Source organism: Pseudomonas cavernae (assembly GCF_003595175.1).
Classification (GTDB): Bacteria; Pseudomonadota; Gammaproteobacteria; order Pseudomonadales; family Pseudomonadaceae; genus Aquipseudomonas; species Aquipseudomonas cavernae.
On the sequence record NZ_CP032419.1, the window covers coordinates 3,929,141 to 3,943,036 of the forward strand.

At 66.1% G+C, this 13,896-nt stretch carries 12 protein-coding genes and 2 pseudogenes; 10 read left to right on the plus strand and 4 right to left on the minus strand.

Annotation, left to right across the window (positions count from 1 at the left end):
- Nucleotides 1-170: 170 nt before the first annotated feature.
- Nucleotides 171-1,010 (plus strand): annotated as a pseudogene (locus D3880_RS23420) (cache domain-containing protein); the annotation flags it as partial.
- A gap of 306 nt (nt 1,011-1,316) precedes the next feature.
- Nucleotides 1,317-1,916: pseudogene (locus tag D3880_RS23425) on the plus strand (methyl-accepting chemotaxis protein); the annotation flags it as partial.
- A gap of 91 nt (nt 1,917-2,007) precedes the next feature.
- Here the strand turns inward: D3880_RS23425 and D3880_RS17825 are convergent.
- Nucleotides 2,008-2,193 carry a hypothetical protein gene (locus D3880_RS17825; RefSeq protein ID WP_119894759.1) on the minus strand — a complete coding sequence of 62 codons (186 nt, stop codon included), beginning with the start codon at nt 2,191-2,193 and terminating at the stop codon, nt 2,008-2,010.
- Between the two features lie 148 nt (nt 2,194-2,341).
- Between D3880_RS17825 and D3880_RS17830 the strand changes: the two genes are divergently transcribed.
- Nucleotides 2,342-3,019 carry a pirin family protein gene (locus tag D3880_RS17830; RefSeq protein WP_119894760.1) on the plus strand — a complete coding sequence of 226 codons (678 nt, stop codon included), beginning with the start codon at nt 2,342-2,344 and terminating at the stop codon, nt 3,017-3,019.
- A 59-nt stretch (nt 3,020-3,078) separates the two neighbouring features.
- Here the strand turns inward: D3880_RS17830 and purU are convergent, their stop codons facing one another.
- Nucleotides 3,079-3,930, minus strand: a complete 852-nt coding sequence (gene purU / locus D3880_RS17835; protein ID WP_119894761.1) for a formyltetrahydrofolate deformylase — start codon at nt 3,928-3,930, stop codon at nt 3,079-3,081.
- 382 nt (nt 3,931-4,312) lie between these two features.
- Here purU and mvaT point away from each other — a divergent pair, with 382 nt between their 5' ends.
- The gene (gene mvaT / locus D3880_RS17840) at nt 4,313-4,687 is read left to right on the plus strand and encodes a histone-like nucleoid-structuring protein MvaT (protein WP_119894762.1); all 375 of its coding nucleotides are present in this window, start codon (nt 4,313-4,315) and stop codon (nt 4,685-4,687) included.
- 113 nt (nt 4,688-4,800) lie between these two features.
- Here the strand turns inward: mvaT and sbcB are convergent, their stop codons facing one another.
- Nucleotides 4,801-6,231 (minus strand): exodeoxyribonuclease I, encoded by a 1,431-nt coding sequence (gene sbcB, locus D3880_RS17845; RefSeq protein WP_119894763.1) that lies wholly within the window; start codon nt 6,229-6,231, stop codon nt 4,801-4,803.
- A gap of 224 nt (nt 6,232-6,455) precedes the next feature.
- Here sbcB and D3880_RS17850 point away from each other — a divergent pair, with 224 nt between their 5' ends.
- From D3880_RS17850 to D3880_RS17875, 6 genes are read left to right on the plus strand one after another with little or no spacing between them, the layout of a single operon-like run.
- Complete coding sequence (locus D3880_RS17850) at nt 6,456-7,172, plus strand: RDD family protein (RefSeq protein ID WP_119894764.1); 717 nt, start codon at nt 6,456-6,458, stop codon at nt 7,170-7,172.
- Nucleotides 7,169-8,149, plus strand: a complete 981-nt coding sequence (locus D3880_RS17855; protein ID WP_119895778.1) for a stage II sporulation protein M — start codon at nt 7,169-7,171, stop codon at nt 8,147-8,149. The genes D3880_RS17850 and D3880_RS17855 overlap by 4 nt, the downstream gene beginning before the upstream one ends.
- Complete coding sequence (locus D3880_RS17860; RefSeq protein WP_119894765.1) at nt 8,136-9,686, plus strand: DUF4129 domain-containing protein; 1,551 nt, start codon at nt 8,136-8,138, stop codon at nt 9,684-9,686. Before D3880_RS17855 ends, D3880_RS17860 begins: the two co-directional genes overlap by 14 nt.
- The gene (locus D3880_RS17865; protein WP_119894766.1) at nt 9,683-10,915 is read left to right on the plus strand and encodes a DUF4350 domain-containing protein; all 1,233 of its coding nucleotides are present in this window, start codon (nt 9,683-9,685) and stop codon (nt 10,913-10,915) included. The genes D3880_RS17860 and D3880_RS17865 overlap by 4 nt, the downstream gene beginning before the upstream one ends.
- Entirely contained in the window at nt 10,912-11,949 is a 1,038-nt protein-coding gene (locus tag D3880_RS17870; RefSeq protein ID WP_119894767.1) for an AAA family ATPase, read from the plus strand. The genes D3880_RS17865 and D3880_RS17870 overlap by 4 nt, the downstream gene beginning before the upstream one ends.
- A complete protein-coding gene (locus tag D3880_RS17875; RefSeq protein WP_119894768.1) occupies nt 11,946-13,277 on the plus strand; it encodes a DUF58 domain-containing protein in 1,332 nt (443 codons plus the stop codon). The genes D3880_RS17870 and D3880_RS17875 overlap by 4 nt, the downstream gene beginning before the upstream one ends.
- Before the next feature lie 196 nt (nt 13,278-13,473).
- On the opposite strand, the gene D3880_RS17880 is transcribed toward D3880_RS17875, so the two are convergent.
- Entirely contained in the window at nt 13,474-13,830 is a 357-nt protein-coding gene (locus D3880_RS17880; RefSeq protein WP_119894769.1) for a PilZ domain-containing protein, read from the minus strand.
- Nucleotides 13,831-13,896: the final 66 nt, after the last annotated feature.

Here is a 13,896-nt window from a genome sequence, read left to right on the forward strand (position 1 = left end):
GTGCCGGAATTCAATGGACGCAAGCCATGACCAACAACCTCAAGTTCAGCCACAAGATTCTGCTGGCCGCCGCCCTGGTGGTCACCGCCGCCATTGCCCTGTTCACCCTGTACAACGACTACCTGCAACGCAACGCCATCCGCGCCAATCTGGAAAACTACCTGCATGAGATGGGCGACGTGACCGCCAGCAACATCCAGAACTGGCTCTCCGGGCGCATTCTGCTGGTCGAAAGCATGCAGCAGAACATCGAGCAGGATCCCAGCCCCGAGCACACCCAGAGCTCGCTGTCGCACAAGGCCCTGAGCCAGTCGTTCGGCCTGACCTACATCGGCGGCGCCGACGGCTCCTTTCTGGTGAGCCCGCCGACCCAGATGCCGGCCGACTACGACCCGCGCACGCGCCCCTGGTACAAGGATGCCCTGGCCGCCGGCCAGACCGTGCTCACCGAACCCTATCTGGACATGGTGTCCCATGAACTGGTGGTGTCCATCACCACGCCGCTCAGACAAGCCGGGCAGATCACCGGGGTGGCCGGCGTCGACCTGAGCCTGCAGACCCTGACCCAGATCATCAATTCGCTGGACTTCGGCGGCATGGGTTACGCCTTCCTGATCAGCAGCGATGGCAAGATCCTGGTGCATCCGAACAAGGATCTGGTGATGAAAAACCTCAAGGATCTCTACCCGCAGAACACGCCGACGATCGGGGCGGCGATCAGCGAGGGCGAACTGGACGGCCAGGTGCGCATCCTCACCTTTGCCCAGGTCAAAGGCCTGCCGTCGGTGAACTGGTATGTCGGCCTGTCGGTCGACAAGGCCAAGGCCTACGCCATGCTCAGCGAGTTCCGCACCTCGGCGATCATCGCCACGCTGATCGCCGTGGTCAGCATCATCCTCCTGCTGAGCATGCTGCTTCGCGTGCTGATGCAGCCCCTGCACATCATGGGCCGCGCCATGCAGGACATCGCCCAGGGCGAAGGCGACCTGACCAAGCGCCTGAGCATCCACAACCGCGACGAGTTCGGCGAGCTGGCCAGCGCCTTCAACCGCTTCGTCGAGCGCATTCACGGCTCGATCCGCGAAGTCTCCTCCGCCACCCACCAGGTCAACGAGGTGGCCACCTTGGTAGTCAATGCCTCCAATGCCTCGATGCTCAACTCCGACGAGCAGGCCAGCCGCACCAACAGCGTCGCCGCGGCCATCAACGAACTGGGCGCCGCCGCCCAGGAAATCGCCCGCAACGCCGCCGACGCCTCGCACCAAGCCTCGGATGCCCGCCATCAGGCCGAAGATGGGCGGCAGGTGGTGGAGAAAACCATCCAGGCCATGAACGAGTTGTCCGCCAAGATCAGCGCCTCCTGCGCCAATATCGAGACGCTCAACAGCAAGACGGTGAACATCGGCCAGATCCTCGACGTGATCAAAGGCATCTCCGAACAGACCAACCTGCTCGCCCTCAACGCCGCCATCGAGGCCGCGCGCGCCGGCGAAGCCGGCCGCGGTTTCGCCGTGGTCGCCGACGAGGTGCGCAACCTCGCTCACCGCACCCAAGAGTCGGCGCAGGAAATCCACAAGATGATCGAGGAGCTGCAGGTCGGCGCCCGTGAGGCGGTCAACACCATGACCGAGAGCCAGCGCTACAGCGAGGAAAGCGTGCAGATCGCTAACCGCGCCGGCGAGCGCCTGGGCAGCGTGACTCAGCGCATCGGCGAGATCGACGGCATGAACCAATCGGTCGCCACCGCCACCGAAGAACAGACCTCGGTGGTCGAATCGCTGAACATGGACATCACCGAGATTAACGTGCTCAACCAGGATGGCGTGCAGAATCTGCAATCTACCCTGCGCGCCTGCGGCGATCTGGGCCAGCAGGCCACGCGCCTGAAGCAACTGGTGGACAGCTTCCGCATCTGAACAATCCCGGTCTGTAGGGTGGAAAACCGCGCAGCGTTTTCCACCGTTGGTGGATGTGCAAGGCGACATCCACCCTACGACCGAGCCCGACCTACTGTTCTACTTCTCCGGACCGCGTTTCGCGGTCCTTGCGCTGCAACTCCTCCCACAACTGCGCGGCACCGGGGAACTCGGTGCCGTGTTCGTCGCCCAGGGCCTCTGGGTCGTAACGTCGGACACAACCCTCGCCCAGGGTCGGCGGCGGGCTGGCTGTGGCACGGTCGAATGGATCAGACATGGCGGTTACCTCCTGCGGCGGAGTATGCGCGCACCGCCGGAAACGGAAGCATCCGTAAAACCGATTGAATTAAGCGCAAATTTATACTTTTTATTGATCGTTTTGCTTTCCAGAATGGCGCCATCCCCTGACATTCTGGAGGCACAGCATGATCATCCGTCCTTCCGCCGAACGCGGCCGCTCCCAGCTGTCCTGGCTGAATAGCCAACACAGTTTTTCCTTCGGCCATTATTACGACCCGCACCATCAGGGTTTCTCGCACCTGCTGGTGATCAACGACGACCAGGTCGCGCCCGGCGGCGGCTTCGCCCAGCACGGCCACCGCGACATGGAAATCATCAGCTACGTGCGTAGCGGCACCCTGGCCCACCGCGACTCGCTCGGCACCGAGGAGCACATCCGTGCCGGCGAGTTCCAACTGATGCGCGCCGGCAGCGGCATCCAGCACAGCGAATTCAACGCCTCGCAAAGCGAGCCGGTGCATTTCCTGCAGATCTGGATCAAGCCGGCCCAGCGCGGCCTGCCGCCGAGCTACCAGCAGCGCGCCTTCCCGCGTCAGGATGGGCTGCAGGCCATCGCCACGCCCGACGGCGCCGACGGCACCCTGCAGATCGCCCAGGATGCGACGCTGTACCGCTGGCAGGGCGAACGCCTCGACTACCAGCCGCAGGGGGGCCGCTGGCTGTACCTGCATCTGCTGGAAGGCAAGCTCGCCGGAGAAGCTGTGGCCTTGCGCGCAGGCGACGGCCTGCTGATCTGCGAGTGCGAAGCCTTGCATCTGCAGGGCCAGGGCGAGGCGCTGCTGTTCGACCTGCCGGCCGAGTAAGCGCCCGCTCAGGGTCTAAGCAGAGCGGCGGGCCAGGCCGGCCCGCCCGCTCAGGACGGTCAGTCGAACAGCACCGTCTTGTTGTCGTGGACCATCACCCGATCCTCCAGGTGCGAGCGCAAGCCGCGCGCCAGCACGCGCTTTTCCACATCCTTGCCGAGCCGCACCATGTCCTCGATGCTGTCGCGATGGGTCACGCGGGCCACGTCCTGCTCGATGATCGGACCGGCATCCAGCTCTTCGGTGACATAGTGGCAGGTGGCACCGATCAGCTTCACCCCGCGCAGCGCCGCCTGGTGATAAGGCTTGGCGCCGACGAACGAGGGCAGGAAGCTGTGGTGGATGTTGATCACCTGGCCGGCATACTCACGACAGATCTGCGGCGGCAGGATCTGCATGTAGCGCGCCAGCACCACCACATCGGCCTGATGCTCGCGCACCAGACGCGCCACCTCGGCAAAGGCCGGCTCCTTGTCCTGCGGATTGACCGGCACATGGCAAAACGGAATGCCATGCCACTCAACCATGCTGCGCAGGTCGTTATGGTTGGAGATCACGCAGGGGATCTCGCAATCCAGTTCGTCGCTGTGCCATCGGTGTAGCAGGTCGGCCAGGCAGTGCGACTCGCGGCTAGCCATCAGCACCACGCGCTTCTTCTGCGCTGAATCGGTTACCCGCCACTCCATGGAAAACTCGCGGGCGATGGGGGCGAAGGCCTGGCGAAAGCCATCGAGATCGAAAGGCAGGGAGTCCGCACGAATCTCGTGACGCATGAAGAACCAGCCGCTCTGATTATCCGAATGATGGCTCGCCTCGGTAATCCAGCCGTTATAGGTGGCCAGGAAGCTGCTGACCTTGGCGACGATGCCGACGCCATCCGGGCAAGCGATAACCAGCCGAAAAGTGCGCATGAACAAACTCCAGAACTCGTGCAAAGGCGGCCATTCTAGCCACAGCCCGGGAAAACTGCAGTAACACCGGCAGCCCACCCCATCTGACCGTCAGCGCAACTAGCAGCGCGTCGCGTCATGCAGGTGGGTATCGATGGTTAATGCCAGCAATTAGTCCATGCCCAGCGCAAGGGTTTGTCCATATATGTCGACTTGATGAAAGACCGATCTAATTCAATTCGAGCAATCATCTGAAGGAGTCTAGAGCCCCACTAGCAGTGTTCTTGAACAGCAAAATCGTTAATTAGTGCAAAACTTTTCAAAGTTATTTACTTGCGGAAATTGCCTGACTATTATTGATTCACTTACCACTGCCACCACTACTCGAGTTAAGGTAAACCCAATGTCGCTGATCAGTGAATACCGCGCCGCCGAAGCGTCCATCAAAGAACTCCAAGAGCGCCTGAAAAGCCTCTCGCAAGATGAAAAACTGAAGAAAGAACTGGAATTCGAAGGCAAACTCCGCACCCTGATGGGTGAGTACTCCAAGTCCCTGCGTGACGTCATCGCCATCGTGGACCCGGACGCTGGCATCGCCAAGGCACCGCGCGCCGCCAAGGCGGCTGGCAGCAAGCGGGCCCGCAAGGTCAAGCAATACAAGAACCCGCACACCGGTGAAGTGATCGAAACCAAAGGCGGCAACCACAAGACGCTAAAAGAGTGGAAAGCCAAGTGGGGCGGCGATGTCGTCGAAGGCTGGGCCACTCTGCTGGGTTAAGCGGCGCACCCACTCGGCGCCCTCAGCGAGCAATAAAAAACGCCAGCACTGCTGGCGTTTTTTATTGCTCGACAGTTACCTCACCCCACCCGTGTAACACCAGTACTCTCTATTTATAAGCCGTAGCTCTGACGTAATTGCTGGGCATATTCACGCCACTCACCCAGCAGCTGCCGCTGGCCGCTCGAGGCATTTTCCAGGGCAGCTGCCAGCGCCATCTCAAAACTCGCGAGGGTATTAGGTGCGCCCCACTCCTGTGCACTCAGTCGGTTTTGGCAGAATTCCCGCCAGCGTGACTGTTCGGTCGCCGCCAAAGTTTCCGGAAAGTTGCGCGCCCGATAACGAAACAGTAATTCCGCTAAGCGTGGGTCATCGAACAGCCAGTCTTCACGTCCAAGGCTTTGCGGTTCGGCACGCCGCACCCGTTCGCACAGACGGCGATCACGCTCGCCGAGGAAGCCGTCATATAACTGCTGTTCGGGATCCTCGCTGGGGGTGAACTCATCCTCGCCATACAGGGCCTGCAACTTGCCCTGCCACAGCGTCTGCGTCTCGCGCAGCCGTTCGACGCGTGCCAGGCACTCCTGCAGATCCAATTGCAGGCGCTGGCAATCGACGTCACGCAGCACATTCAGCGGCGCCACCACCGGACAACGGTTGATGTGCAGCAACTTCAGCGGCACCGGCAGTTCACCGGCGGCCAGTTCGTCGCGGCGGGTATAGAGCAGACGCCGCAGGCTGTCGGCATCCTGTTCCAGCAACGGCGCCGGGTTGGCCTGCAGATCGCAGACGATCAGGGCGTTGCGATTGCGCGGATGCCAGGCCAGCGGCAGGACCACGGCGAGATAATGCCGCGCCGCAGAAAACCGCCCGGAGATATGCACCAGCGGTTGCAACAGGCGAACCTGGTCGAGCACCCGCTGTTTGCTGCGCAGTTGGTAGAGGTAGTCGTACAACTTGGGTTGGCGCTCGCGGACCAACCGCGCCAGGGCGATGGTGGCGCGCACGTCCGACAAGGCGTCGTGAGCCTGACCATGTTCCAGACCGTTGGCCGCGGTGAGGCGCTCCAGCTTGAGGGTGACGCGGCCGTCCTCCTCGGGCCAGTGGATGCCTTCCGGGCGCAGGGCATAGGCGGTGCGCACCACATCGATCAGGTCCCAGCGACTGTTGCCGCCCTGCCATTCGCGGGCGTAGGGGTCGAAGAAGTTGCGGTACAGACTGTTGCGCGTCACTTCATCGTCGAAGCGCAAACTGTTGTAGCCCGCCCCACAGGTGCCCGGAGTCGCCAACTCGCGGTGCACGTGGGTCATGAACTCGGCCTCGCCGAGGCCCTGTTCGGCCAGACGCCCGGGACTGATGCCGGTGATCAGGCAGGCGGCCGGATGCGGCAGGATGTCGTCGCTCGGCCGGCAATACAGATTGAGCGGCTCGCCGATCTCATTCAACGCCTCATCGGTACGGATGCCGGCGACTTGCAAGGGCCGGTCGCGGCGCGGGTCGATGCCAGTGGTTTCGTAGTCGTACCAGAAGATGCTGGCGCTCACGGAAAGCTCCTGAAGGGGTGGGCCGCGGCAGTTTAGAAGCTATCCCCGACAGAGGCGAGGCCGCGGCAGCGCACCGAGAGCAGCGTCGCCTGCGCCGACCTTGTCGCTGGCCCGGCTGTGCCGCTAGCATGCGCCCAGATAACCGCACACGGATCGTCAGCATGCGCGCCAAGCTTGCCCCCCATTGCCCTGCGGTGATCGCCGCCCCTGCCCAGGCTTAGCCGATGGCCGTCAACGCTGTCTCTGCCGCGCCCGAGCGCCCGCTGGATACCCGCTTGCGGGTGGAAACCCCGGAAGGCATCGACCTGCTGCTGCGCCCCGCCGGCCTGGTGCCGCGCGCGCTGGCCTTTGCCATCGACTTGGCGATCCGCGGCGTGGTGCTGGTGGCGCTGTTCTACGTCCTGGCCCTGCTCGGCCAGTTCGGCATGGGGCTCGGCGCGATCCTGCTGTTCCTCATCACTTGGTGGTACATGGTGTTGTTCGAGGTGCTCAACCAGGGCCGCACGCCGGGCAAGCAGCTGCTGGGCCTGCGCGTGGTCCACGATGACGGCACCCCGGTCGGCTGGGCCGCCGCGCTAACCCGCAACCTGCTGCGCGTCGTCGACCTGCTGCCATTCGCCTACACCCTGGGGATTCTCAGCTGCCTCGCCCATCCGGCGTTCAAGCGCCTCGGCGATCTCGCCGCCGGCACCCTGGTGGTCTACCGCGATGTAGCACCGAGTCGCCCACAGCTGGCGGACGCCGAGCCGCTGCACCCGCCCTTCCCGCTCAGCCTCGGCGAGCAGCGCGCACTGCTCGGCTTCGCCGAGCGCAGGGGCCAGCTGTCCGCACCGCGCCGCGCCGAACTGGCGGCGATCCTCGCCGAGCCCCTGGCGGTGCCGGCCGAACAGGCCGAGTCGCAGATCAACCGCATCGCCCGCGGCTTGCTGGGGCCGAGATGAAACAGAGCCTGTTCGAAAGCCGCCATCAGGCCAGCTGGCAGCGCTTCAGCGAGCAACTGGACGCCCTCGAACGCGGCAAGGCCGAACGCGCCGCCTGCGTCAACTTCGCCGCCGACTACCGCCAGCTCTGCCAGCAGTTGGCGCTGGCCCGCGAGCGCGGTTACAGCAGTCATCTGGTCGACCAGTTGCAGCAACTGGCGATGCGTGGCCATCAGCAGTTCTACCGGCACCGCAGCCCGCTCGGCGCCCAGCTGCTCGGTTTTTTCCTCGCCGGTTTCCCGCGTCTGGTACGCCGAGAATGGCGCTGCGTGCTGAGCGCCAGCCTGCTGTTCTTCGGCAGCCTGGGCGGCATGGGCGTGCTGGTTTACCTATTCCCCGATCTGGTTTACAGCCTGATCGGCCCCGAGCAGGTCGCCGCCATGGAGGCCATGTACGACCCCGACGCCAGCCGCCTCGGGCGTTTCGGCGAGCGCGACTCCGGCGACGACTGGATGATGTTCGGCTTCTACATCATGAACAACATCGGCATCGCCTTTCAGACCTTCGCCAGCGGCCTGCTGTTCGGCCTCGGCAGCCTGTTCTTCCTGCTCTTCAACGGCCTGATGATCGGCGCCGTCGCCGGCCACCTGACGGAGATCGGCTACACCCAGACCTTCTGGTCGTTCGTCATCGGCCATGGTGCCTTCGAGCTGACCGCCATCGCCCTGGCCGGCGCCGCCGGTCTCAAGCTCGGCTGGGCGCTGCTGGCACCCGGCCGCCTGCCGCGCGGCGAAGCCCTGCGCCTGGCCGCCAAGCCCGCCGTGCAACTGGTTGGCGGCGCCACCCTGTTCCTGTTGATCGCCGCCTTCATCGAGGCCTACTGGTCATCGATGACCTTCACCACGGCAGGGGTCAAGTACGCGGTCGGCGCCGGCCTGTGGCTGCTGGTGCTGGTCTACCTGCTGTTCGCCGGACGAGGCTCGCATGCGCCTGACTGACGCCAGCCTCGCCATCCGCCCGCGCAGCGCCTGGGAAGCCCTCGACCTCGGTGTGCTGCTGGCGCGCCGGCATGCCGGTCTGCTGATGGCCAGCTGGGCGCTGCTCAGCCTGCCGATCTTCGCCCTGCTCAGCCTGCTGCTGTGGGATTACCCGAGCGTCGCGCTGCTGCTGTTCTGGCTGCTCAAACCGGCCTTCGAACGTCTGCCGCTGCATGTCCTTTCCCACGCGCTGTTCGGCGACGTGCCGACGCTCCGCGAAGCGCTGCGCGCCTGGCCGCGCCTGCTCAAGCCGCAGCTGCTGGCCAGCCTGCTCTGGCGGCGCCTGAGTCTGACCCGCAGCTTCGACCTGCCGGTGCTGCAGCTCGAAGGCCTGCATGGTGCCGCACGCAGCCGGCGCCTGGCGGTGCTCGGCCAGGGCGACGGCGGCGCGCGCTGGCTGACCCTGGTCGGCATGCATATCGAGGGCGCGCTGTGGCTGGGCCTGGTCACCCTGCTGTATCTGCTGCTGCCGCAACAGATCGAGCTCGACTGGGACTGGCAGCGTTTGCTGGAGCAAGGCTCGGACGACTGGTTGTGGCTGGAACACCTGTCCAACCTGCTCTACGCCCTGGTGCTGATCGTCTGGGAACCGGTCTATGTCGCCTGCGGCTTCACTCTTTATCTCAATCGCCGCACCGTCCTCGAGGCCTGGGACATCGAGTTGGTGTTCCGCCGCCTGCGCCAGCGCCTGACCGGCATCGCCTATGCCCTGCTGCTCGGCGCCGGCCTGCTGTTGCTGCAACCGCCGAGCGATGCCTGGGCCGCCGGCGCCAGCAGCTGCCCGCTGCCGCTCGACGATCCGCAAGGCCCGCAGACTGCGCGCCTGCTGCACCAGCCGCTCACCAGCCAGGCGGCGCATGAGGCCATCGGCCAACTGCTCGACCAGCCGCCGTTCGAGAACCGCGAAACCGTCACCCGCTGGCGCTTCGGCGAGGAGCCGCAAACGCAGAAACCCGACCCGGAAGACCCCAGCAACCTGGCGCGGCTGCTCGAGCGCTGGCTCGAACATCTGGCGCAGGTCTTCGAGGTGCTGCTCTGGGCGCTGCTGCTCAGCCTGCTGGTGCTGCTGGGCTGGCGCTACCGCGACTGGCTGCAGACCTTCGCCGGCCGCCTGCACCTGCCGCAACGCCGGCAGCGGGCGGCGCCGGCGCAGCTGTTCGGCCTGGAAGTGACGCCGGAAAGCCTGCCCGCGGATGTCGCCGGCGCGGTCGAACGGCTGTGGGCCGAACAGCCGCGCGAGGCCCTCGGCCTGCTCTACCGCGCGTTGCTCAGCCGCCTGCTGCACGACTTCCGCCTGCCGCTGAACAGCGCGCACACCGAAGGCGAGGTGCTGGAGCTGGTGCAACAGCTGCAACAGGCCGAACTCAACCGCTTCAGCCAGGTGCTGACCCGCCACTGGCAGAACCTCGCCTACGGCCATCAACTGCCGCCGGCCAGCCTCAAGCGCGGCCTCTGCGAAGGCTGGCGCCGCTTGTTCCCACCGGGAGCCCTGGCATGAATCGGCGCGCCCGCTTGCTCCTCGCCGGCGCCCTGCTGCTGGCCCTCGGCCTGCTCGCCAGCCAGCTGCTCGAGCACCTGACGCCCTACCAGGAAACCCTCAAGCACGGCCCGACGCCCGAGGCGCGGGCCAACCCCTTCCTGGCCGCCGAACATTTCCTGCGCCAGCGCGGCATCCAGGTGCGGCGTGCCGACGGTTTGCAGGAACTGGCCAGCCTGCCGAGCAAGGGCCAGACCCTGCTGCTGCTCGGCGATCGCCGCAACATGACGCCGCGGCAGACCGCGCGGCTACTCGACTGGGCAGCCAAGGGCGGCCATCTGTTGTTCGTCGCCGAGCGCCTGTGGGACGAGGAGGACGGCAAGAGCGGCGACCTGCTGCTGGATCGGCTGGGCATCCAGCAGTCCCTCAGCGAAGACCTCGCCGAGCCGGCCGCGGACAGCCCCTCCACGCCGCCGGCCGATGCGGCAGACAGCGCCAGCGCCGCAGACGAGCACGGCGCAGAACAGGACCCGGATGAGCGCTACCCGCAGCTGACCAAGCTCTATCTGGAAAACGAAGGGGCCCCGGCCTATGTCGGCTTCGATACCGACTTCCACCTCTACGACGCCAACAACCGCGCCCACGCCTGGGCCAACAGCGGCCAAAGCACGCACATGCTGCAGCTCTACCACGGCGATGGCCTGATCACCGTGCTCAGCGATCCGTGGATCTGGCAGAACCGCGCCATCGGCGACTACGACAACGCCTGGCTGCTCTGGTACCTGACCCAGGACAGTGCGGTCACCCTGCTCTACCGCGCCGACCGCGACAGCCTGTTCAGCCTGCTGCTGCGCTATTTCCCGCAGGCGCTGGTAGCCCTGGCGCTGCTGCTCGCCCTCGCCCTGTGGGCCGCCGGCCAGCGCCAGGGGCCGCTGCTTGCGCCGGCCAGCCGCGCGCGCCGGCAACTGGAAGAACACCTGCGCAGCGGCGCCGACTTCCTCCTCCGCCGCAGCGGCCAGCACAGCCTGCTGCAGGCGCTGCAACGCGATATCCAGCGCCGCGCACGCCAGCGCCATCCCGGTTTCGAACGGCTCGACGTCGCCAGCCAGTGGCAGGTACTCGGCCGCCTCACGCGCCTGCCGTCCAGCGCCATCAGCCAAGCCATGCGGCCATTGCCGGCGCAGCGCCTTTCCGCCCACGATTTCACCCGCCAGGTCGCCCACCTGCAACATCTCAGGAATGCCCTATGAGCGAACACACGCCCGAATACCCGAGCAGCGACACCATCGGCAGCGTGCCGGCCAGCCCCGCCAGCAACCCGGCCGTGCAGCGCCAGCGTGCCAGCCAGCTGGCCCAGGCCCTGCGCCAGGAGCTGCAGAAGGCCGTGATCGGCCAGACCGCGGTGATCGACGATCTGCTCACCGCCCTACTCGCCGGCGGCCACGTGCTGGTCGAAGGCGTGCCCGGACTGGGCAAGACCCTGCTGGTGCGCGCCCTGGCGCGCTGCTTCGGCGGCGAGTTCGCGCGCATCCAGTTCACCCCCGACCTGATGCCCAGCGACGTCACCGGCCACGCCGTCTACGACCTGCAGTCCGAGCAATTCAAGCTGCGCAAGGGCCCGGTGTTCACCAACCTGCTGCTCGCCGACGAGATCAACCGTGCGCCGGCCAAGACCCAGGCAGCGCTGCTGGAGGTCATGCAGGAACGCCAGGTGACCCTCGAAGGCCGCCCACTGCCGGTGCCGCAGCCGTTCCTGGTGCTGGCGACGCAAAACCCGATCGAGCAGGAAGGCACCTACCCGCTGCCGGAAGCCGAGCTCGACCGCTTCATGCTCAAGCTGCGCATGGACTACCCGCAGGCCGACGAGGAGCTGGAGATGGTCCGCCAGGTGACCCGCTCGGCGCGCGCCGACATGCTCGAAGTGACACCGCTGCGTACGCTGCTGCAGGCCAAGGATGTGCTGGCGTTGCAGAAGATCGCCAGCGATCTGCCGCTCGACGAGCAGGTGCTCGACTACGCCGTGCGCCTGGCCCGCGCCACCCGCAGCTGGCCGGGACTGCTGATGGGCGCCGGGCCGCGCGCCTCGATCGCCCTGGTGCGCGGCGCCCGCGCCCGCGCGCTGCTGCGCGGCGGCGACTTCGTGGTGCCGGACGACATCAAGCGCTGCGCCCTGGCGGTGCTGCGTCACCGCGTGCACCTGTCGCCGGAGCTGGACATCGAAGGCCTGTCGGTCGATCAGGTGCTGCAACAATTGCTCGATCAGGTCCCCGCGCCGCGCCTATGAAACCCGCCCGCCCGCTGCTGGCGCTGCTCGCCGGCCTGCTCGTCCTCGCCCTGCTGCTCGGCAGCCTGGCGGCCCTGCATATTGCAGTGCCGCTGGTGCTGACCACCCTGTGGTGGGGCTTGCTGTTGGCCCTCGGCCTGCTCGCCGGGGTCGATGCCCTGTGGCTGCGCCGCCAGCCGTCGCCACGCCTCGAGCGCCAGCTGCCGGGCAATCTGTCGCTCGGGCGCTGGAGCGAGGTGCAGCTCAGCGTCCATCACCCCTACCCGCGCACCCAGTGGCTGGAGCTGTTCGATCACGTGCCGGAGGGCATGGCGATCGACCACCTGCCGCAGCGCCTCGTCCTGCACCCCGGCGAGGTCACCCACAGCCGCTACCGGGTCCGCCCGCTGATGCGCGGGCATTTCCATTTCCCCCGCTGCGAAATACAGCTGCCCAGCCCGCTGCGGCTGTGGCTGCAGCGCCGCGATCTGCCGCTGGCCGGCGAAACCCGCGTCTACCCTGACTTCGCCCGCCTGTATGGCGCCCAGCTGATGGCAGTCGAGCACTGGCTCAACCAGCTCGGCGTGCGCCAGCGCCAGCGCCGCGGCCTGGGCCAGGAATTCCATCAGCTGCGCGAGTTCCGTGACGGCGACACCCTGCGGCAGATCGACTGGAAGGCCACCGCGCGCAAGCGCACGCCGATCGCCCGCGAATACCAGGACGAACGCGACCAGCAGATCGTCTTCCTGCTCGACTGCGGGCGGCGCATGCGCAGCCAGGACGGCGACCTCGCGCACTTCGACCATGCCCTCAACGCCTGCCTACTGCTCAGCTACGTGGCCCTGCGCCAGGGCGACGCGGTGGGCCTGGCGACCTTCGCCGGCGAACAGCCGCGCTACCTGCCGCCGGCCAAGGGCCAGGCGCAGCTCAGCGTGCTGCTCAATGCGGTCTACGACCTGCGCTGCAGCCAGCGCCCGGCTGACTTCGCCGCAGCCGCCAACCAGCTGCTCAGCCGCCAGCGCCGCCGTGCCCTGGTGGTAGTGGTGACCAACCTGCGCGACGAAGACGACGAGGAGCTGCTCGGCGCGGTGCAGCGCCTGAGCCGCCAGCACCGGGTACTGATCGCCAGCCTGCGCGAGGAAGTGCTCGACCGCCTGCGTCATGCGCCGGTGCAGAACTTCGAGGATGCGCTCGCCTACTGCGGCACGCTGGACTACCTCAACGCCCGCGCCGGCCTGCACGAACGCCTGGCCGCCCACGGCCTGCCGGTGCTCGACGCGCGCCCGAGCGAGCTCGGGCCGCAGCTGGTCGGCCGCTATCTGGCGTGGAAAAAGGCTGGGGTGCTGTAGCGGCGCAGTGGCGTAGGATGGGTTAGCGGCGCTAGGCACGATCCGCACAGCCAGTAAAAACTGGCCGCGCCGCGTAACCCATCATGGAGGCCCCGCAGCGTCGATTCGATGGGTATCGCTGCGCTCAACCCATCCTACGATTCCGCATCGCGGATTGGTGCGCCCGTCCGTACGCACCAAGGACATCCCGTCGCGCTTATGCGGAAGCGGCGTAGCTGTGGAAGCTGAAGTAATAACGCAGCGCCTCGACCATTTCGATGTAATCGGCCGGCGGCGCCACCAGGGCGAAGCCGGAATCGAAGCCGCCGGGGGTGACATCCTCGCGGCACCACTGGCAGGTGGCGCTGAAGTCGATGAAACGCAGGCCATCCTGACCGGGAATCTTCAGGCGCAGATCGAAACGCGCGCCCACCAGCATCGGCAACTGGCTGATCAGCATCAACCCATCCAGCGAGACATTGCCGATGTAGCCCATTGGCTTGTCGGTGATGCGGTTGAAGACTTTCAGGTAATACGGCAACTGGTGGCGTTCGATTCGACGTTCAATTCGCATGATGGCAAACCGTGTAATGGCAAATCGCTACTTAGCTTTCGAGTATGCCCGCTCGAATGACGGGAA